This window comes from Desulfofalx alkaliphila DSM 12257 (assembly GCF_000711975.1).
Lineage (GTDB): Bacteria > Bacillota > Desulfotomaculia > Desulfotomaculales > Desulfohalotomaculaceae > Desulfofalx > Desulfofalx alkaliphila.
Map to the genome: position 1 here is coordinate 84,374 of NZ_JONT01000003.1, position 18,067 is coordinate 102,440.

Below are 18,067 nucleotides of genomic sequence, written 5' to 3' on the forward strand. Positions count from 1 at the left end.
CGGGTGGTTAAAATTATGGGGCATTATTGTCGGTCTGTTGTGTTGTGCGAATGTGGGGGTGAGGGTTTTGGGTTCAATGAATCGAACCCCTACATTTTTTGTTGATTGTCGGGGCGAAATTTGAGGTGTTATAAAAATTGCGGGTATGGGTTTGGTTGTAGGGGCGCGATTTATCGCGCCCAATATTATTTTAGCTCTGCCAGTTCTGTGCCCGGGTAGTAGTGGGATAAGATTTCTTGGTGGGTTTTTTTATTTTCTGCCATGCCCTTGGCGCCGTATTGGCACATGCCTATGCCGTGGCCGTGGCCTGTGGTGGTGAAGGTGATCTTGTTTTCATGTATTTCGTATTCAAACCAGGTTGATCTCAGGTTTAACAGTTCTCTAAAGACGGTGGCCGGTATTTGTTTTTCTGCTATGTTAACGGTTTTGGGCCTGCCTGTGCTGGTTTGTTCCGCTATTGTCGGCAGGGCCGTTAGGTCTGCCTGCAGCCTTTCTGCCACCTTATTCAGTGGGTAGGTCACTGTGCGCACCGGGTGTGGGTCGCTGCAATGGGGGCAGGGTACGCTTTTTAGGTAGGGCAGTTCTACCTGCCATACATCGCCGGAATTTTCGGTGTAGCCGCCGCCGCAGGATGCGTGGTAGGCCGCTGTGATTAGTTCCTTGTTATAAACCAGCACCTTGTTTCTTGTGCCGTCCACCGCCCTTTTTATTTTAAAGTAGTTTTGGTAGTAACTCAGTTTGCCCCAGCGTGCCATCATCTCTTCGGTTGATATCCAGGCCTGGCCGTGGCGGGGGTCGTCGCATAGGTCTGCCCCCGGGTGTGCAGGGTTTTCTACCCCACCGGGCAGCAGTCTTTGGGCGGCGTAGGTGCGGGCCGCCACCGCCTGGGCCTTCAGGGCCTCTGTGGGGAAGTTGGCAGGCATTTCCGCCGCCACCACTCCCAGAAGGTATTCCTCTAGGGCCAGCGTTTCTATTTCACCGGTCTGGTGCCGGTAAAGTTTTATTTCGGTTGTGGTTACCGGTATTTGTCGGTCTTTAAGTAATATGTTGGGCAGTGTGAGAGCAGCAACCGCGATTAGTATTAGGCCCAGGGCCAGTTTTTTCATTGGTGTTCACCTCGCATTGGTTTGTCCAATATGTATATGTATATGCGGGTGAAGTGGGGTTTAGAACACCAGTTTTTACTCAAATTAATAGCTCATTATGTCGCAATATGACAATACACAATTGAAGGAATTTTCGCATTATTGGTGTAATAATGTTATAAATTTTCGAGTGAACTCATTTAATTATAGTAGCTCGAATTATATTATAAGGAGGGAGTAATATTGACCATTGCGCTTTTCGTCTTAGGAGTAATAGGTTTGTTTTTTGGGCCAATAGGGTGGGTAGTTTCATTTGTGTGCTTCAGCCTATTCGTAGTAAGTCTTTTTACAAAAGGCGTTATCGGTACCGGGAAATTAATTATGAGTACAAAATGCCCTTACTGCAGGACTAAAATAAGCCGTAGTGCTTCTATTTGTCCGCAGTGTGGCAGTACTATTGAAAAAGAAAAGGTTGCGGGTACATAAAGTATTTAAGGGTGAAGTAGCCTTCACCCTTCTTTCATTATCATCCCTATATCTTCTAGTGAACATCTATGCGTGTTATTTCTGCACCCAGGGCCCTTAATTTTTCTTCCAGTTTATAGTAGCCCCGGTTTATATGATAAAGGTTGCTTATTTCCGTTTCACCTTCTGCGGCCAGGCCGGCTATTATTAAGGCGGCGCCGGCCCTTAGGTCGGTGGCCTTTACCTGGGTGCCGTTTAGGCGTTCTACACCGTACACTATGGCAGTGTGTCCTTCGGTCTTTATTTTTGCTCCCATGCGCTTTAGTTCGTTTACGTGCATAAAGCGGTTTTCAAATACCGTTTCCGTAATTACACTGGTGCCCTTGGCTATTGTCATCAGTGCCATCATTTGGGCCTGCATATCTGTGGGAAAGCCCGGGTAGGGCAGTGTCTTGATGTCTACCCCCTTTAGCTTTCCGTTAGATATTACCCTCAGGCCGTTTTCTTCTTCTACTACTTCTACACCGGTCTCCTTTAACTTGGCCACCACCGGCTTGAGGTGATCGGCTATTACGTTATCAACCAGCACGTTGCCGCCGGTAATGGCCGCTGCCACCATATAGGTGCCGGCCTCTATGCGATCGGGTATTACGTTGTGGCTGGTTCCGTGCAGTGATTTCTTACCTTCAATGCGGATTACCTTGGTGCCGGCACCCTTTATTTTTCCCCCGCAGGCGTTTATAAAGTTGGCCAGGTCGGTAATTTCCGGTTCCTCGGCTGCGTTTTCTATTATGGTTAGGCCTTGGGCCAGCGAAGCCGCCATCATAATGTTTTCGGTGGCTCCTACACTGGGAAAGTCCAAGTATATTTTGTTGCCGGTAAGTTTAGGGGCCACCGCTTCAATATAACCTTTGCCATAGGTAACCTTGGCGCCCAGGGCCTCAAAACCCTTAAGGTGCAGGTCAATGGGCCTGGTGCCGATGGCGCAGCCGCCCGGAAGGGAAATACGGGCTTTGCCGGTGCGGGCCAAGAGCGGCCCCATCACCAGAAATGAGGCCCGCATGCGGCGCACATAGTCGTAGGGAGCTTCCGATGCCCTTATCTCTCCGGCGGTTACCGTCATCTGGTCTTCGCTTATAACTACCCGGGCGCCCAGATGGCGCAGTACTTCGCCGATGGTGTGCACGTCCGTTAGGTTTGGCACTCCGCTTATAAGGCACTTTTCCGTTGTCAGTAGGGTGGCGGCAATGATGGGCAGCACGGCGTTTTTGGCGCCGTTCACCCTAACTGTGCCCTTTAATGGCCTGCCACCGCATACGATAAGTTTTTGCATGACTTATATCCCCGTTTACATGGTCTTTAATTTTAGTATTGACCTTTTCTGTTAGTAGTAAACGAGTAATTATTTGGGCTTTAGTTGGTTGGTCAGTAGGCTTGTTGGGGGCATGGGCGGGCGGTTAAACATCAAAAACCGCCACCTGGGGTGGCGGTTTTCTTGCGGTTATTGGATGCTGTTTATGGCAGCTGTTAGGTATCTGTAGTTGTTATTGTATTGATTTATCAGTTTTTCATTATACAGTTCATTGAAGCTGTCTCCGCTTACATCCACTGCGCTGCCTTCGCTGTCTATGCCATCATAGGTGATTTGGAAAAATTCTTTTACATTCTCCCTGTTCTTTTGGCCCAATACTAGTCTGTTTGTGTAAATGGGTTCATCTTTTAATTTATTGGCAAAGTCTTTTTCTTCCAGTACTGCTTGACACTGTTCAAACAGTTGATCTACTTCTGCTTTTAGCTCATAGAGCTCCATAATCATTTTGTTGTATGTTACTTGTCCATTAATCCATTGGTCCACGGTATCATCAGCGCTTATTACTATATTGTGTAGTTGGTCCCGCCATTCTTTTTCCAGTTCCGCCAATTCTTCTAATGTTGTTTTGTTGGCTTCATCAATTACTTCGTCTACATCTGCGTCGTCAGCAACTTCATTTGGGTCCAGGTCCCTCTGTTGTTCAGTCGGCTGGCCCTTGTCAGGGGTATCTGCTTCATTATCGCTGGCTCCTCCACAGCCGGCCAGTATTAGGGCCCCAATTAGGAAAACCGCTAAAAGTGTCAGCCTTAGTGTTTTTTTCATGTTAACTCCCCTTTTTACTTTATTTCATCTTGTATTTCTACGTTGATTTGTTTTTTCCTCTAATTTGTTACAAAAACTGTAACTTTCTACTGCTGCACCTGGGCTTATGCAGGAGGCAAAAAAGCCAGGGGTGAAATCCCCTGACTTTATTTGTTGCCGCTACTTTTGTGCGGCGCTTATTCTGTTTATCGCTCTTTTTAGAGCGGCCTCGGCGCGGGCAATATCGATGTTTTCGCTTTTTTGGGCCAGGCGTTGTTCAGCACGGCGCTTGGCCTCTTCAGCTCTGGCCACATCGATTTGGTCCGCCCGTTCAGCAGTGTCGGCCAGTACCACCACACGGCTGTTTTTTACCTCCACAAAGCCGCCGCTTATGGCAACTTTGATTGTCTTTCCGTCTTGGGTTAGCCTTAGCACACCGGTTTTCAGTGCGCTTACCAGCGGGGTGTGCTCGGGCAAGAAGCCCAGCTCACCTTCGCTGCCAGGGGCAACAACGTAATCAACTTCCTCACTGAACACCACTTTTTCAGGGGTGACAATATCAAGGCGTTGGGTTTTCGCCATATTATGCACTTCCCTCTAAAATCTTCTTGCCTTTCTCTACCGCTTCATCAATGGTACCTACATACAGGAAGGCTGCTTCCGGTAGGTCATCATGCTTACCGTCAAGAATTTCTTGGAATCCGCGGATGGTTTCTTTCAGTGGTACGTACTGACCCGGTGTACCTGTAAAGGCTTCAGCCACGTGGAAGGCCTGGGACAAGAAGCGCTGCAGCTTACGGGCACGGGCCACTATCAGCTTATCTTCTTCTGATAATTCGTCCATACCCAGAATTGCGATGATGTCTTGCAGTTCCTTGTAGCGCTGCAGTACACTCTGCACACCACGGGCACATTCATAGTGTTCTTTACCCACTACACCGGGGTCCAGGATGCGTGAGGTACTGTCCAGCGGGTCAACGGCAGGGTAAATACCCAGTTCCGCAATTTGACGGGACAACACAACGGTAGCATCCAAGTGAGCAAATGATGTTGCCGGAGCAGGGTCAGTCAAGTCGTCCGCAGGCACATAAACTGCCTGAATGGAGGTGATAGAACCCTTGGTGGTTGAAGTAATACGCTCCTGCATCTGACCCATTTCAGTGGCCAGGGTAGGCTGGTAACCAACCGCCGAAGGCATCCGGCCCAGCAGCGCAGAAACCTCAGAACCGGCCTGGGTAAAGCGGAAGATGTTATCAATAAAGAGTAGCACGTCGGCGCCTTGGTCACGGTAGTGCTCGCACAGGGTTAGGCCGGTCAGTGCCACACGAAGACGGGCTCCGGGCGGTTCGTTCATCTGACCGAACACCAGCATACATCTATCCAAAACGCCTGTCTCTTTCATTTCATGGTACAAGTCGTTACCTTCACGGGTACGCTCTCCAACGCCAGCAAAGGCGGAAATACCACCGTGCTGCTGGGCAATGTTGTTAATGAGCTCCATGATGATAACGGTTTTACCAACACCGGCACCACCGAACAAGCCGATCTTACCACCCTTAAGGAAGGGAATCATCAGGTCGATAACTTTGATACCGGTTTCCAGCATCTCAGCTTTGGTAGATTGTTCTACCAGCGGAGGAGCCGGGTTATGAATTGGGAAGGTTTCAGCTCCCTCAATAGGTGGCAACCCGTCAATGGGCTGCCCCAGTACGTCCAACATACGACCGAGTACAGGTTTACCCACCGGGACAGAGATGGGTCCACCGGTGTCCACCACTTTCATGCCCCGCACAAGACCTTCTGTGGAGGACATAGCAATGGTACGTACACGGTTGTTACCAAGGTGCAGGGCTGTTTCCAGAGTTAGGTTCCACTCGCCATAATCGCGATCCTGATCTTCGGAACGGATTTTTAACGCGTTATATATATCAGGTATCTGGCCGGGCGGAAACTCTACGTCTACAACAACACCCGCGACCGATATAACATGGCCTACGTTCATTACGTTCTCCGACCTCCTTGCCGTGTCGAGATATTACTGCATTTTATTATTCCAGTGCCGCTGCGCCACCAACAATTTCGGAAATTTCCTTGGTGATGGCAGCCTGACGGGCACGGTTCAATGACAGGGTAAGCTTGTCAATCATTTCTTTGGCGTTGCTGGTAGCAGAGTCCATTGCTGTCATACGGGCACCTTGTTCACCGGCCTTGGCCTCTAACATTGCCCGGAAGACGCTTACCTCTACATACTTGGGCAAAAGATCCCCCAGTACAGACTCAGCATCGGGTTCATACAGATAGGAAACCATTTCCTTCTTCTGTTCGCCTTCTCCGTCCTTCTTTTCCTCAGGAGTTTCTATGGGCAGCAGCTTAACCGTTGTGGGCCGCTGGGTCAAGACGTTTACAAACTCACTGTAGACTAAGAACACCTGGTCGAACTCACCGGCTGAGTATTTCTCTATTACAAATTGCGCCACTTCCTTAGCTTGGTTAAAACTAATGTTCTCACCAAGCTGAACAAACTCTGCACTTATTTCTATATTCCGGCGCCTGAAGTAGTCGCGGCCTTTACGGCCCACCGCCACCAGGGATACATTGTCCTGATCCCCTATATCGCGGGCACAACGCCGGATAACGTTTGCGTTGAAACCACCACACAAGCCTTTATCGGCAGTAATAAGGATATAGGCGATCTTTTTAGGTTCACGCACCTCCAGCAGTGGGTGACTCACCGATCCGCCGGCGGCAGCGCTCACCCGCCCCAGCACAGATGTTAGCTTGGTGGCAAAGGGCCGGGCGGCAGTTGCCGCCTCTTGGGCGCGGCGCAGCTTAGCCGCGGCCACCATCTTCATGGCCTTGGTAATCTGCTGGGTGCTTTTAACACTCCTAATCCGGCGCCGAATATCTTGCGCACTAGCCAAAAATTCTCACCACCTTACTCTTCAAACTGCCACTACTATACAAAGGTCTTTTTGAATTCCTCAATTGCCGCCTTCAACTTTTCTTCGGTTTCGGGCTTAATTTCTGCATCGTCTTTAATGGCTTTAATTATCTCAGCCTTATTGGAGCGCAAGTACTGCAGTAACCCTTGCTCAAAGGGGCGTACCTGTTCTAGCGGCAGATCATCCAAGTAACCGCGCACTGCGGTATAAATGGAGATAACTTGTTCTTCAACCGGCATTGGTTGATATTGCCCTTGCTTGAGAATTTCCATTGAGCGGGCACCGCGGTTTAGGCGGGCCAAGGTGGCTTTATCCAGGTCAGAACCAAACTGGGCGAATGCGGCCAGTTCACGGTACTGGGCCAGGTCAAGGCGCAGTGTACCGGCAACCTGTTTCATGGCCTTAATCTGCGCAGCACCACCCACACGGGATACTGACAAACCAACGTCAACGGCCGGACGCATACCCGAGTTAAACAGGTCTGTGTCTAGGAAGATTTGGCCGTCAGTAATGGAGATAACGTTAGTGGGAATGTACGCAGAAACGTCACCCGCTTGGGTTTCAATAATTGGCAGCGCGGTCAGTGAACCGCCGCCAAAGTCTTCGTTTAACTTGGCAGCACGCTCGAGCAAGCGAGAGTGCAGGTAGAATACGTCACCGGGGAAAGCCTCACGTCCGGGCGGACGGCGCAGCAACAGTGACAATTCACGGTAAGCAATGGCCTGCTTAGACAGGTCGTCGTATACCACCAACACGTCTCTTCCTTGCTCCATAAACTCTTCACCTATTGTACAGCCCGCATAGGGAGCAATGTATAAAAGCGGTGAGGGTTCAGAGGCGTTGGCAGCAACAACGGTGGTATATTCCATTGCACCGTGAGCTTCTAAAGTGGAAATAACGTTGGCCACGGTGGAAGCCTTTTGGCCCACTGCCACGTAAATACAAAGCATGTTTTGGCCTTTTTGGTTGATAATGGTGTCCACCGCCAGGGCTGTTTTACCTGTTTGACGGTCACCGATAATCAACTCACGCTGACCACGGCCAATGGGAATCATGGAGTCTACAGCTTTTAAACCGGTCTGCATCGGCTGGTGCACCGACTTACGGGTAATAACCCCCGGCGCAATACGCTCGATGGGACGGAACTTATCACTTTTAATAGGGCCCTTGCCATCAATGGGCTGGCCTAATGGGTTAACAACACGACCAACTAATGCATCACCAACAGGTACAGAGATAATACGACCGGTGCGCTTAACGGTGTCACCCTCTTTAATGTGGGTGTAGGGCCCCATGATAACACAACCGATGTTATCTTCCTCAAGGTTTAAGGCCATACCCAGGGTGCCGCCGGGAAACTCAAGCAGCTCACTGGCCATACATTCTTCCAGGCCATATACACGGGCGATACCGTCACCAACTTGGATAACGGTTCCCACGTCGGTTACTTCTACTTGGGCCTGGTATTTATCAATCTGCTGCCTGATAATTGAGCTAATCTCTTCAGGTCGCAAATTCATCTACCACTTCACCCCTATCTTCTACTAACTTGATTGTGACATGAGGCGTTGTCTTAGGGATTCAAGTTTATGCTTGACACTGCCGTCAATAACCTTATCCCCTATTCTTACTAACAAACCGCCTATCAGAGAAGCATCAACTTTGTATTCCGGACTAACTTCTTTGCCGGCCAGCTTATTTAATACCCCGGCCAGCTGTTCCTTCTGCCCGTCTGACAACTCTACGGCAGATACTACCTGTGCATCTACCTTGTTGCGGGCAGCGTTAGCCAGGTGGATAAATTCAACAACAATATCATTTAGATAAGCTTCACGCTGACGGTCCATAAGCAGGTACAAAAAGTTCATAATTGTTTCCGACACGCGACCCTCAAATAGCTGCTTGAGAACTTCACGTTTTTCAGCGGCGGTGATTTGAGGATGGTATAAAATCCTTTGGATACCCCGCTCGCTTTCAACAACTTGAGATACGCCTTTAAGCTCTTCTTCCATTGCGTCCAGCTTATTGTTGTCAACGGCAATTTCATAAAGTGCTTGGGCGTACCTTCTCGCCACCGCACCCCTTAACATGGTAATTTACCTGCCTCATCAACGTATTTTTCAACCAGATCTTCATGCAATTCATCGGTGATTTTATCGGAAACAACTTTTGAAGCAACAAGAATTGATAAGCCAGCCACTTCTTTTCTTAATTCCACAACAGCCTTTTCGCGCTCTCTTTCAATATCTTGCAGCGCATTGTCTTTTACGCGGTTAGCCTCAGTTTTAGCATTCTCAATTATTTGAGCGGCTTCATCTTCGGCCGTCTTAGTTGCCCTTTGAATAATTGCTTGGGCTTCTTCTCTGGCTTTAGCTAAGTCAGCGTTTAATTGCATGCGTATTTTTTCAGCCTCTTGACGGCTGTTTTCCGCAGCGGCAACATCTTCGCCGATTTTTTCTCTGCGGTTATCAATGAGCCGTATCAAGGGCTTCCAAACAACTAGACGAAGGAATATTAACAGTACGATAAAGTTGAAGATTTGCGCAAGCAGGGTCATGTTAAACGACAATGGGCCGGCGCCTTCAGCTGCGCGGGCAACTTCATACAATTGCAGCTCCACTTGTTCCCCTCCTTCCTTCTAAGCGGGACGAATTAAGGCGATAGCAGGTTTGGCCTGCCCAAACCTGCTATTGCGCCTCTTGCTCGCAAAATACCAATACTAAATAAGTACATATGGAGCCAATTAAATGTTACCCAAAAGCATGAACGCAATAACAACAGCAATAATGGGCAGAGCCTCGATCAGACCAACTGCGATAAACATAGTTACCTGCAGAATACCTCTGGCTTCCGGCTGACGAGAAATACCTTCAACAGTTCTACCACTTACAAGACCAATACCAATACCAGCACCACAAGCTGCGATACCGGCAGCTATACCAGCACCTAATGCTGCAGCAGCACTAACCTCCATGCATTTCCCCTCCCTTCTAACGATAAATTTTACAAATTAATTTATCAGTGATGTTTATTCACCGCTTGGGCAGTATAAACGATGGTCAGCATACTGAAAATAAATGCCTGGATGGTACCGACAAAGATACCAAATGCTAACCAAATAACGTGAGGAATAAAGCCACCCATAAAGTTTGCAGTTATGGGTATCATGCCAAGCAAGACCAGTGTGAACATTTTCTTAGCAAAGATGTTACCAAAAAGACGGAAGCCGAGTGTCACCGGCTTAGCGATTTCCTCAACTATAACCAGCGGTAAGAAGAACGGGTACGGCTCCACATAGTGTTTGAAGTAACTCAGTCCCTTGTCTTTAATACCCAATACCTGGATGCCGATGAATACCATCAAGGCAAGACCAATGGTGGTATTGACATCACCGGTGGGCGAATCCATCATAGGAATCATCCCCAGCATGTTTGCAAACCAAATAAATACAAACAAAGAAAGAACAATTGGCATCACCGAAGTGGCCCTCTTTTGGCTGGTAATGTTATCAAAGATAATATCTCTTAAAAAGGTATAAACAGTTTCAAAAGTCACTTGCAGCCTGCCCGGTTTGTCAATGCTGAGGTTTTTCACAGCTAAATAACCAACTAGGGCTACAATTGCCATGGTAATCCAGGTCATAACAACGGTAAGAACGTTAATTTCAATAGGTATTCCATTTATAGTCCCAAAGTTGGTGGGACCATACCACATGTCACCAAGGACTCTTTCCCAGCCACACAGAAGTTCCTTCTTGACTTCGTCTGGACTTTTCACCTATAATCTCCCCCCCTTCACAGATAATTTTAATTCTATATTTTTTTGGTTATGCATCTTTTTTCTTGACCAGGTATATGGCGTAATCTATCACCGTTAAAATATGGGGTAAAATTATTCCCACGGCCACGCTGAGCATATCCAGCATTTCAATGTAAAAGGCCAAAAAAAGTACGCCGATAATTATCACCCAGCGCATCATTATTGCAATGCGCAAAAACACTTCGCCGATGCTGGCCGGCATGGTGCCAAACAGCCTCACCCGGTTGTATGACAGCACCAGGTTAATCATGCCCACTGCAGACCCTACCGCCAGCCCCCACCTAAAGGACGATTGGGGGTCTAAAAGCAGGTACCCTAAAGCAAAAACCAGAAGAAATGAAGTATGTTTCAAACTGCGGGAAAACTGTTTTCTTAAGTCGCGGGCATTTTTCAGTTCATTTCACCCTTTATTCTTGCTATTGAAAATTGCCATTGTAAAAATTAGCTGCTTTACTTAGGGGGCGGCATGGTGACCGACCCCCTAAAAAACCTTTATTTGGGCATTTTATTTGCTGTTATTGCCGTTTTTAAAAAACACCTCTAAGGTTTTAACGATACCCATTACCCCTATGCCTAAACCCAGCAGTATGCCAAGGATTAAAAATATGGGCTCGGTATCGAACCTGTTGTCCAGGTACTTGCCGGCGTAAAAGCCCACCGTTGTGGTCACCGCCATCTCCACCCCAATGGTGGTGGTAACCCCAACTGCATGCAGTAATGCATTTTTACCGTTACCGTTTTTATTATGAGTTTTCGTAATATTCATTAACTCCTTTTTTCACTAATGGGAGGGCAGATGGAGCTGTGATAATTGTTTCAAGCCGGTTTAGTTCAGTGTACTTTATTTCCTGTATTTACAAAACTTTTGTTTGTAATACGTTAAATTCTACATCAAAAAGGTTATTCCTTCATAACTAAATGATTTATTTTAAAATTTTTTGCGTATTTTATCGATAATTACACCTACTAAAACAGCTGCGAAACCCAAACCTAGTGCCAGTAGTTAAATGCCAGTAAATTCCTCCGGTGGATAATTGTTTAAGTTAAATTTGTAACAAAGTGTCCCGGCAATTCGGCGGGATGCATGTCCGTCGCCGTAGGGATTTACAGCTTCTGCCATGGCTTTATAGGCTTGGCGGTTTTCCAGCAGTTGAGTGGTATGTTTATGTACCTCTGCCCGGTCTGTACCGATCAGGCGCACCGTACCTGCATGTACCGCCTCGGGGCGCTCGGTGGTATTTCTTAACACCAGCACCGGTTTGCCCAGTGAGGGGGCTTCTTCCTGTATGCCGCCGGAGTCGGTAAGTACCAGGTAGCTGCGCTGCATGAGGTTAATAAAGGGCTGGTAATCAAGGGGTTCGATAATATGCACCCGCTCGGTATCGCCCAGCACCCGCTGTACCACCTGCCGTACCGCCGGGTTTTTGTGGACCGGAAATACAATTTCCACATCCCCATGGCTCTTTACTATATCCTTCAAGGCCAGGTAGATTTGCTCCATGGGCCCCCCGAGGTTTTCCCTGCGGTGGGTGGTTAGCAATAATACCCGGCGCCTTTCAAAGTCTATGCTGTCAAGCTCCGGAATATTAAAAATATATTTTTCTTTTACGGTGGACTTTAGGGCATCTATTACAGTATTGCCGGTAACAAAGATATTTTTCTCGTCTATTCCCTCTTTTAACAAATTTTCCTTGGCCTTGACCGTGGGGGCAAAGTGCAAATCTGCCAGCACCCCGGTCAGCTGCCGGTTCATCTCTTCGGGATAGGGGGAATACTTGTTATGGGTGCGCAGACCCGCCTCCACGTGGCCAACCGGTATTTGCTTATAAAAGGCGGCCAGTGAAGCCACAAAGGTGGTGGTGGTATCGCCATGCACCAGCACCAGCTGGGGTTTATTATCTTCAAGCACTTCTTTTAAACCGGAAAGTGCCCGGTTGGTGATATCAAACAGGGTTTGCCCTGCCTGCATGATGTTGAGATCATATTGGGGGGTAATACCAAAAAGCTCCAGCACCTGATCGAGCATCTCCCGGTGCTGGGCGGTAACTGCAACGCTGCATTGTATGCCTTCTGTTTTTTGTAATTCCAGTACCAGGGGTGCCATTTTTATGGCTTCGGGTCTGGTGCCAAATACGGTAAGTACCTTAAGCATGGTAGCCTCCCTTGTGGGATTTCTGAATTATTGGATTATCCTAGGGGTTCGATTCATCGAACCCTGGATTATTCCGTTAAATAACCCTTTCTAACCAACTTTTCTATGTGTTGGTCCCGTATTTCCGAAATATCTATGTTGTACTGTTCTTCTAAAACAAACATCATGGATACTGCCGTTTGGGCCACATCTAATAACTCCCGGGCAATTAGCTGCATTGCCTCTTGTTCGTTAACTGCCGGCCTTTCGCCGCTCATTCCCCTTAACTTGCCAATGGCCTGGGCCAGCTCGCCGGTTTCCTCCATCAGCTTAAGTGCGGTAGATTCCAAGGTGGGCGAAAGATTATTTAATTTTGGCAGGACCACATTTTTGGTTTGCATTGTCATACCTTCTATAAACATATTATCAACTTAACTTTTGGAAGCTATACGAATACTTATCTTCTGCAAATCTTTAGAAATTCCTCCCTAAATTCTTTGCAATGAAACTGACAGTTTTATCCGGCCATAAGGGTTTGTCGAAAATAAAAGGACCGACCAAATAAGGGTCGGCCCTTTTATACTATTCTTTTATTAAATCAAAGTTTGGTGTAAAGGGTTCTGTTGTTGGCATATGTCCAAAAATGCTTTCTTCTATTTCCCCTTCGATGGTAAATTGCACCTCGTTTACTCCGATGTTTTTGGCTAAGGAGTTAACTATGCTGTATACGGTAAAGGTTTCGCCGGTGGAGCCGCCCCAGTGGTTGTCTTTAAGTGCCCGGTTAAAATCTACCAGGGCTGCGTTTTCTACCACCTCAATTGACAGCACCTGGCTTTCTTCGGGCACTGTCTTTAACAGGGTGTCAGAACCTTCAATGAGGGCTTCAATCACTGCCTTGCCCACCACCTCTGGGTCATCGCTTTCCACCTCGATAATGCGCTGTTCAGGCACTAGGTACATGGCCTGGTCGTCAGAAAAGTACAGTGTCACTTCTATTTGTTGAGTATCTTGTCCCTTGTCATCCGGATCCCCTTGGGGCTCTGCTTGCTTATCTCCTCCACCGCAGCCCGCCGCAAATACCATTAGGGCAGCCAACATCAGACCAATAACAGGTAGCCATCTTCTTTTCATTTGAGAATCCTCCCCTTAACTAGTTATCTCTATTATACAGGGGAATCATTACAGACCGATAGACAATTTTTACAATGCTGTGAATTAATTGTTACATTTTAATGATTTAGCCACCATAATTGCCAAATCCAGCACCCGGTTTGAGTAGCCCCACTCGTTGTCGTACCAGGAAACCACCTTGGCCAGGTTCCCTTCCATAACCATGGTGGATAAACCGTCTATTATGGATGAATGGGGATTGCCGTTAAAATCTTTCGAAACCAGCGGCAGGGAGCTGTAAGCCAGTATGCCCTTCAAGGGCCCCTGGGCGGCTTCCTTTAAGGCGGCGTTAATCTCTTCGGCGGTGGTTTGGGTCTCTAGTTCCACCACCAGATCCACCACAGATACGTTGGGGGTGGGTACCCGCATGGCAAAGCCGTTTAATTTTCCTTTAAGCTCAGGCAGTACCAGGGCCACCGCTTTGGCCGCCCCGGTGGTTGTGGGTATGATAGACTGTCCCGCAGCCCGGGCCCGGCGCAGGTCTTTGTGGGGCAGGTCTAAAATGCGCTGGTCGTTGGTGTAAGAGTGCACTGTGGTCATCAAGCCCCTGACAATGCCAAACCTGTCGTTTAGTACCTTGGCAAAGGGCGCCAAGCAGTTGGTGGTGCAGGAGGCGTTGGATATAATGTTGTGCTTAGCCGCATCATAGTCAGCATCGTTTACTCCCATAACTATGGTGGCATCCACCTCTTTGCCCGGTGCAGTGAGAATTACTTTTTTTGCCCCGGCCGCAAGGTGTTTAGAGGCAGCGGGGCCGGTGTTAAAACGGCCGGTGGACTCAATCACAAGGTCCACACCGAGTTTTTTCCAGGGAAGTTTAGCCGGATCGGTTTCCTTAAATACCTGTATTTCTTTGCCCTTTATAAGCAGGGAATTATCGGTGCAGGCCACATCGGCCTTTAATTGGCCGTGCACTGAATCGTATTCCAGCAAGTGGGCCAGGGTCTGCGCATCTGTAAGGTCGTTCACTGCTACAATATCAAGGGCGCTGCCCTGCTGCAGCAGGCCCCTTTCTACCATCGCCCGCAGTACATTTCTTCCAATACGGCCAAAACCGTTAATAGCAATTCTAACTGTCATTTCATTACCCCCTTAAATTTTAAATGACTGTGCGGTGTGCTAGCTTAGCTTTGCTGTCAGTACCTTAACCCCCATATTTTCCAGCTGCTGCCCTGTGTTTTCGTCCAGGCGGGAATCTGTAACCAAGACATCTATTTGGTCCCAGTGGGCAAAGGTGTGATAGCAAACCTGGCCAAACTTGGCGCTGTGGGCCACCAAAACCACCTGCTTGGCTGCCTCTATCATGCTCTGCTTTATTTCTGATTCTTGCATGTTGTTGGTGGATAAGCCGCGGTCAATGCTCAGGCCGGTGGTGGCCAAAAACAGCTTATCTGCATTGAAATTGGCAAGGGCCTCCCTTGTCATGGGCCCCACCAGGGCCTGGGTTGTTCCCCGCACCTCGCCGCCGGTTACCAGCAAGGTAATTTCAGGCCGGTTTAGCAAAAGATTGACAATTGGCAGTGAGTTGGTAATGGCCACGCATTTTTTCTTCAGTGATTGGGCCACCGCCAGGGTGGTTGTTCCTGCGTCCAGAATGATAGAATCCCCTGCTGCCACTAAGTCTGCCGCCAACTTGCCAATAAAAGTTTTTTCCCGTTCGGCCTCCCCTAACCGGGCAAGAAAACGGGCTCCCCCGTGTTCACGCTGTATCAGCCCCAAATCTGCCAGCACCTTCAGTTCGCGGCGAATGGTCATTTCTGAAACATCAAAGCGTTTTGCCAGTTCTGCCACCGTTAGGTTTCCATGTTCTTGCAGTAATAATCTAATTTTTTCTCGCCGCTTGCTAGTCAATGTTCTTCCTCCTTTTGTTTATTTTAGCACTTTTTTCTGTTCATGTGAACACTTTTTTGTTAAAATCTTGTTGGTATGCACAGATTCCTGGGCATTTTTTCTACTAAAAAAGGCGAACCTTTCGGTTCGCCCTTGGCAATATAGTCTATGTAAAATGTATTAATTTTACCCCCGCCTCTTTAAACATGTCCAGGGACCTTTCATCCGGGTAGCTGCCGGCAAATACCACCTTTACTATGCCGGCGTTTATTATCATTTTGGCACACAGGACGCAGGGCTGGTGGGTGACGTATAGGGTGGCCCCTTTAATGGCCACGGCATGTACCGCCGCCTGGATAATGGCGTTTTGCTCTGCGTGGAGGCCGCGGCACAGTTCGTGCCTTTCCCCCGAGGGTATATTGTGCTCTTGGCGCAGGCAGCCAATTTCAAGGCAGTGTTTTAATCCTGCCGGGGCCCCGTTATAGCCGCTGGCCAAAATGTGGTTGTCTTTCACCAACAATGCGCCCACCTTGCGGCGCAAACAGGTGGCCCTTGAGGCCACCACCTTTGTTATATCCATAAAATACTGATCCCATCCCGGGCGCATATTGTCAAACCCCCTCTTTTAGGGTTCGATAAATCTAACCCCTGTAATACCGAAACCCCTTGTAGGGGCGCGATTTATCGCGCCCTCTAGTATAGGGGGTATTTTTCGCACAATCCCTTGGCCATTTGTCTGGCGCGCTCCACTGCTTCGGGATTGTCCTTTTGATTAATTGCCGTGGCTATAATATCCGCCACCACCAGCATATCTTCCTCTTTAAAGCCCCGGGTGGTTACTGCCGGGGTGCCCAGGCGAATACCGCTGGTGACGAAGGGTTTTTCCGGGTCAAAGGGAATGGCATTTTTATTTACTGTTACAAAGGCCTCTTCCAGCAGCTTTTCTGCCTCTTTACCGGTGACGCCGTTGGCACGCAGGTCTACCAATATCAGGTGGTTGTCGGTGCCGCCGGATACCAGATTAAAACCTCTGTCTGTCAGCCCCTTGGCCAAGGCCTGGGCATTGTTGATAACTTGCTGCTGATATTCTTTAAACTCCGGTTTTAGGGCTTCACCGAAGGCCACCGCCTTGGCTGCAATGACGTGCATCAGGGGGCCGCCTTGGGTGCCGGGGAAGATAGCCTTATCTATTTGCCGGGCATATTCTTCTTTGCAGAGTATGGCACCGCCCCTGGGTCCCCGTAGTGTTTTGTGGGTGGTGGTGGTAACCACATCGGCATAGGGCACCGGGTTAATGTGCAGGCCTACGGCACACAAACCGGCAATGTGGGCCATATCCACCATTAGGTAGGCACCGGCCTCTTGGGCGATTTCCCCCATTATTTTAAAATCTATTTCCCTGGGATAGGCGCTGGCTCCGGCCACTATCATTTTAGGCTTATGTTTTAAGGCCAGTTCACGCACCTCATCGTAGTCAATGCGGTGGGTTTCCGGGTCTACCCCGTAGGCTACAATGTTAAAGTAGGTGCCCGATATGTTCACCGGGCTGCCGTGGGTCAGGTGGCCACCGTGGGCCAGGTTCATGCCCAAAATGGTGTCACCGGGCTTTAACAGGGCAAAATACACTGCAAAGTTGGCGTTGGCACCGGAATGGGGCTGCACGTTAACGTGTTCAGCACCAAACAGTTCTTTAAGGCGGTTTCTGGCCAGTTCTTCGGCAACATCAACAAATTCGCATCCACCATAGTAGCGTTTGCCTGGGTAGCCTTCGGCATATTTGTTGGTAAGAACGGAGCCTTGGGCTTCCATCACTGCCTTGCTGACAAAGTTTTCAGAGGCGATCAATTCTATGGTACCCCGCTGGCGGGCGATTTCTTTTGATATGGCCTCGTAAAGTTCAGCATCAGTTTCCGCTAAGCGTTTTACATTTACCACTTTGTTTTCCCCTCTCTGATACCGTTGCTGCATACCCAAGCCATTGAAAGTGTCCTTGGCTCTTTATCTGCAACAGGTCTTATTTGGATTGTATTTTTTTTCGATATCGCTTATCTTATTTACCCGCCGAGCATGCCTGTCACCGGCAAAATCGGTTTCTACAAATACCTTAACCAGTTCCTTTGCAGTTTCAGCAGGTATTACCCGAGAGCCAAAGGCCAGGATGTTGGCGTCATTGTGCTCTCTGCTCATTTGGGCGGTGTATTTATCATGACAGGTGGCCGCCCTGATGCCGGGCACCTTGTTGGCAGCTATGCAGATGCCTATGCCGGTACCGCAAATAACAATGCCCCGTTGGGCATCTCCCCGGGCCACGGCTTCGGCCACCTTTAATGCAAGGTCCGGGTAATCAACGGATTGGTCGGAATATGTACCGTGGTCTTCAATTTCAAGGCCGTCAAAGGTATTAAGGTATTTTATTATTTCGGATTTTAGCTCGTATCCCGCATGATCGCTGCCAATGGCTATTTTCAAGATTTTTTACACCCCTTGTGGAATTATTATAGGATATGCCAAT

At 48.5% G+C, this 18,067-nt stretch carries 22 protein-coding genes; 1 reads left to right on the forward strand and 21 read right to left on the reverse strand.

Features of this window, described 5'->3' with window-relative positions; genetic code table 11:
- Positions 1 to 185 precede the first annotated feature (185 nt).
- Complete coding sequence (spoIID, locus tag BR02_RS0103295; RefSeq protein WP_031514160.1) at positions 186 to 1,106, reverse strand: stage II sporulation protein D; 921 nt, start codon at positions 1,104 to 1,106, stop codon at positions 186 to 188.
- Between the two features lie 222 nt (positions 1,107 to 1,328).
- On the opposite strand from spoIID, the gene BR02_RS0103300 reads away from it, so the two are divergent.
- Positions 1,329 to 1,571, forward strand: a complete 243-nt coding sequence (locus BR02_RS0103300) for a hypothetical protein (RefSeq protein WP_031514162.1) — start codon at positions 1,329 to 1,331, stop codon at positions 1,569 to 1,571.
- A 55-nt stretch (positions 1,572 to 1,626) separates the two neighbouring features.
- Here BR02_RS0103300 and murA read toward each other — a convergent pair whose 3' ends face one another.
- The 20 genes from murA to rpiB all read right to left on the reverse strand — a co-directional run bounded on the left by murA (position 1,627) and on the right by rpiB (position 18,024).
- Positions 1,627 to 2,883, reverse strand: coding sequence for a UDP-N-acetylglucosamine 1-carboxyvinyltransferase (murA, locus tag BR02_RS0103305; RefSeq protein ID WP_031514164.1), 1,257 nt, complete (start codon positions 2,881 to 2,883; stop codon positions 1,627 to 1,629).
- A 168-nt stretch (positions 2,884 to 3,051) separates the two neighbouring features.
- Positions 3,052 to 3,684 (reverse strand): hypothetical protein, encoded by a 633-nt coding sequence (locus tag BR02_RS0103310; protein WP_031514166.1) that lies wholly within the window; start codon positions 3,682 to 3,684, stop codon positions 3,052 to 3,054.
- Positions 3,685 to 3,843: 159 nt separating this feature from the next.
- Positions 3,844 to 4,245, reverse strand: a complete 402-nt coding sequence (locus BR02_RS0103315) for a F0F1 ATP synthase subunit epsilon (protein WP_031514167.1) — start codon at positions 4,243 to 4,245, stop codon at positions 3,844 to 3,846.
- Position 4,246: 1 nt separating this feature from the next.
- The gene (gene atpD / locus BR02_RS0103320; RefSeq protein WP_031514168.1) at positions 4,247 to 5,665 is read right to left on the reverse strand and encodes a F0F1 ATP synthase subunit beta; all 1,419 of its coding nucleotides are present in this window, start codon (positions 5,663 to 5,665) and stop codon (positions 4,247 to 4,249) included.
- A gap of 46 nt (positions 5,666 to 5,711) precedes the next feature.
- Positions 5,712 to 6,584 (reverse strand): ATP synthase F1 subunit gamma, encoded by an 873-nt coding sequence (atpG, locus tag BR02_RS0103325; RefSeq protein WP_031514169.1) that lies wholly within the window; start codon positions 6,582 to 6,584, stop codon positions 5,712 to 5,714.
- A gap of 35 nt (positions 6,585 to 6,619) precedes the next feature.
- Complete coding sequence (atpA, locus tag BR02_RS0103330) at positions 6,620 to 8,125, reverse strand: F0F1 ATP synthase subunit alpha (RefSeq protein WP_031514170.1); 1,506 nt, start codon at positions 8,123 to 8,125, stop codon at positions 6,620 to 6,622.
- 24 nt (positions 8,126 to 8,149) lie between these two features.
- Complete coding sequence (locus BR02_RS0103335) at positions 8,150 to 8,680, reverse strand: F0F1 ATP synthase subunit delta (RefSeq protein WP_337999113.1); 531 nt, start codon at positions 8,678 to 8,680, stop codon at positions 8,150 to 8,152.
- Between the two features lie 8 nt (positions 8,681 to 8,688).
- Complete coding sequence (gene atpF, locus BR02_RS0103340; RefSeq protein ID WP_337999114.1) at positions 8,689 to 9,225, reverse strand: F0F1 ATP synthase subunit B; 537 nt, start codon at positions 9,223 to 9,225, stop codon at positions 8,689 to 8,691.
- A 123-nt stretch (positions 9,226 to 9,348) separates the two neighbouring features.
- Positions 9,349 to 9,579, reverse strand: a complete 231-nt coding sequence (atpE, locus tag BR02_RS0103345; RefSeq protein WP_031514173.1) for a F0F1 ATP synthase subunit C — start codon at positions 9,577 to 9,579, stop codon at positions 9,349 to 9,351.
- 44 nt (positions 9,580 to 9,623) lie between these two features.
- On the reverse strand, positions 9,624 to 10,382 hold the full coding sequence (gene atpB / locus BR02_RS0103350; RefSeq protein ID WP_031514174.1) for a F0F1 ATP synthase subunit A: 759 nt from the start codon (positions 10,380 to 10,382) through the stop codon (positions 9,624 to 9,626).
- Between the two features lie 49 nt (positions 10,383 to 10,431).
- Positions 10,432 to 10,776 carry an ATP synthase subunit I gene (locus BR02_RS15010; RefSeq protein WP_157834920.1) on the reverse strand — a complete coding sequence of 115 codons (345 nt, stop codon included), beginning with the start codon at positions 10,774 to 10,776 and terminating at the stop codon, positions 10,432 to 10,434.
- Between the two features lie 153 nt (positions 10,777 to 10,929).
- Positions 10,930 to 11,190, reverse strand: a complete 261-nt coding sequence (locus BR02_RS0103365; RefSeq protein WP_051688104.1) for an AtpZ/AtpI family protein — start codon at positions 11,188 to 11,190, stop codon at positions 10,930 to 10,932.
- Positions 11,191 to 11,427: 237 nt separating this feature from the next.
- Entirely contained in the window at positions 11,428 to 12,576 is a 1,149-nt protein-coding gene (gene wecB, locus BR02_RS0103370) for a non-hydrolyzing UDP-N-acetylglucosamine 2-epimerase (protein WP_031514182.1), read from the reverse strand.
- A 68-nt stretch (positions 12,577 to 12,644) separates the two neighbouring features.
- A complete protein-coding gene (locus tag BR02_RS0103375) occupies positions 12,645 to 12,956 on the reverse strand; it encodes a MazG-like family protein (RefSeq protein WP_031514183.1) in 312 nt (103 codons plus the stop codon).
- Positions 12,957 to 13,137: 181 nt separating this feature from the next.
- A complete protein-coding gene (locus tag BR02_RS0103380; RefSeq protein ID WP_031514185.1) occupies positions 13,138 to 13,686 on the reverse strand; it encodes a GerMN domain-containing protein in 549 nt (182 codons plus the stop codon).
- Between the two features lie 84 nt (positions 13,687 to 13,770).
- Positions 13,771 to 14,805 (reverse strand): type I glyceraldehyde-3-phosphate dehydrogenase, encoded by a 1,035-nt coding sequence (gene gap, locus BR02_RS0103385; protein ID WP_031514188.1) that lies wholly within the window; start codon positions 14,803 to 14,805, stop codon positions 13,771 to 13,773.
- A 39-nt stretch (positions 14,806 to 14,844) separates the two neighbouring features.
- On the reverse strand, positions 14,845 to 15,576 hold the full coding sequence (locus tag BR02_RS0103390) for a DeoR/GlpR family DNA-binding transcription regulator (protein ID WP_031514189.1): 732 nt from the start codon (positions 15,574 to 15,576) through the stop codon (positions 14,845 to 14,847).
- Between the two features lie 145 nt (positions 15,577 to 15,721).
- The gene (locus BR02_RS0103395) at positions 15,722 to 16,162 is read right to left on the reverse strand and encodes a deoxycytidylate deaminase (RefSeq protein WP_031514191.1); all 441 of its coding nucleotides are present in this window, start codon (positions 16,160 to 16,162) and stop codon (positions 15,722 to 15,724) included.
- A gap of 86 nt (positions 16,163 to 16,248) precedes the next feature.
- On the reverse strand, positions 16,249 to 17,490 hold the full coding sequence (locus BR02_RS0103400; RefSeq protein WP_031514194.1) for a serine hydroxymethyltransferase: 1,242 nt from the start codon (positions 17,488 to 17,490) through the stop codon (positions 16,249 to 16,251).
- 63 nt (positions 17,491 to 17,553) lie between these two features.
- Positions 17,554 to 18,024: a ribose 5-phosphate isomerase B gene (rpiB, locus tag BR02_RS15835; RefSeq protein ID WP_031514196.1), complete on the reverse strand. Its 471-nt coding sequence runs from the start codon at positions 18,022 to 18,024 to the stop codon at positions 17,554 to 17,556.
- Between the last annotated feature and the right edge of the window lie 43 nt (positions 18,025 to 18,067).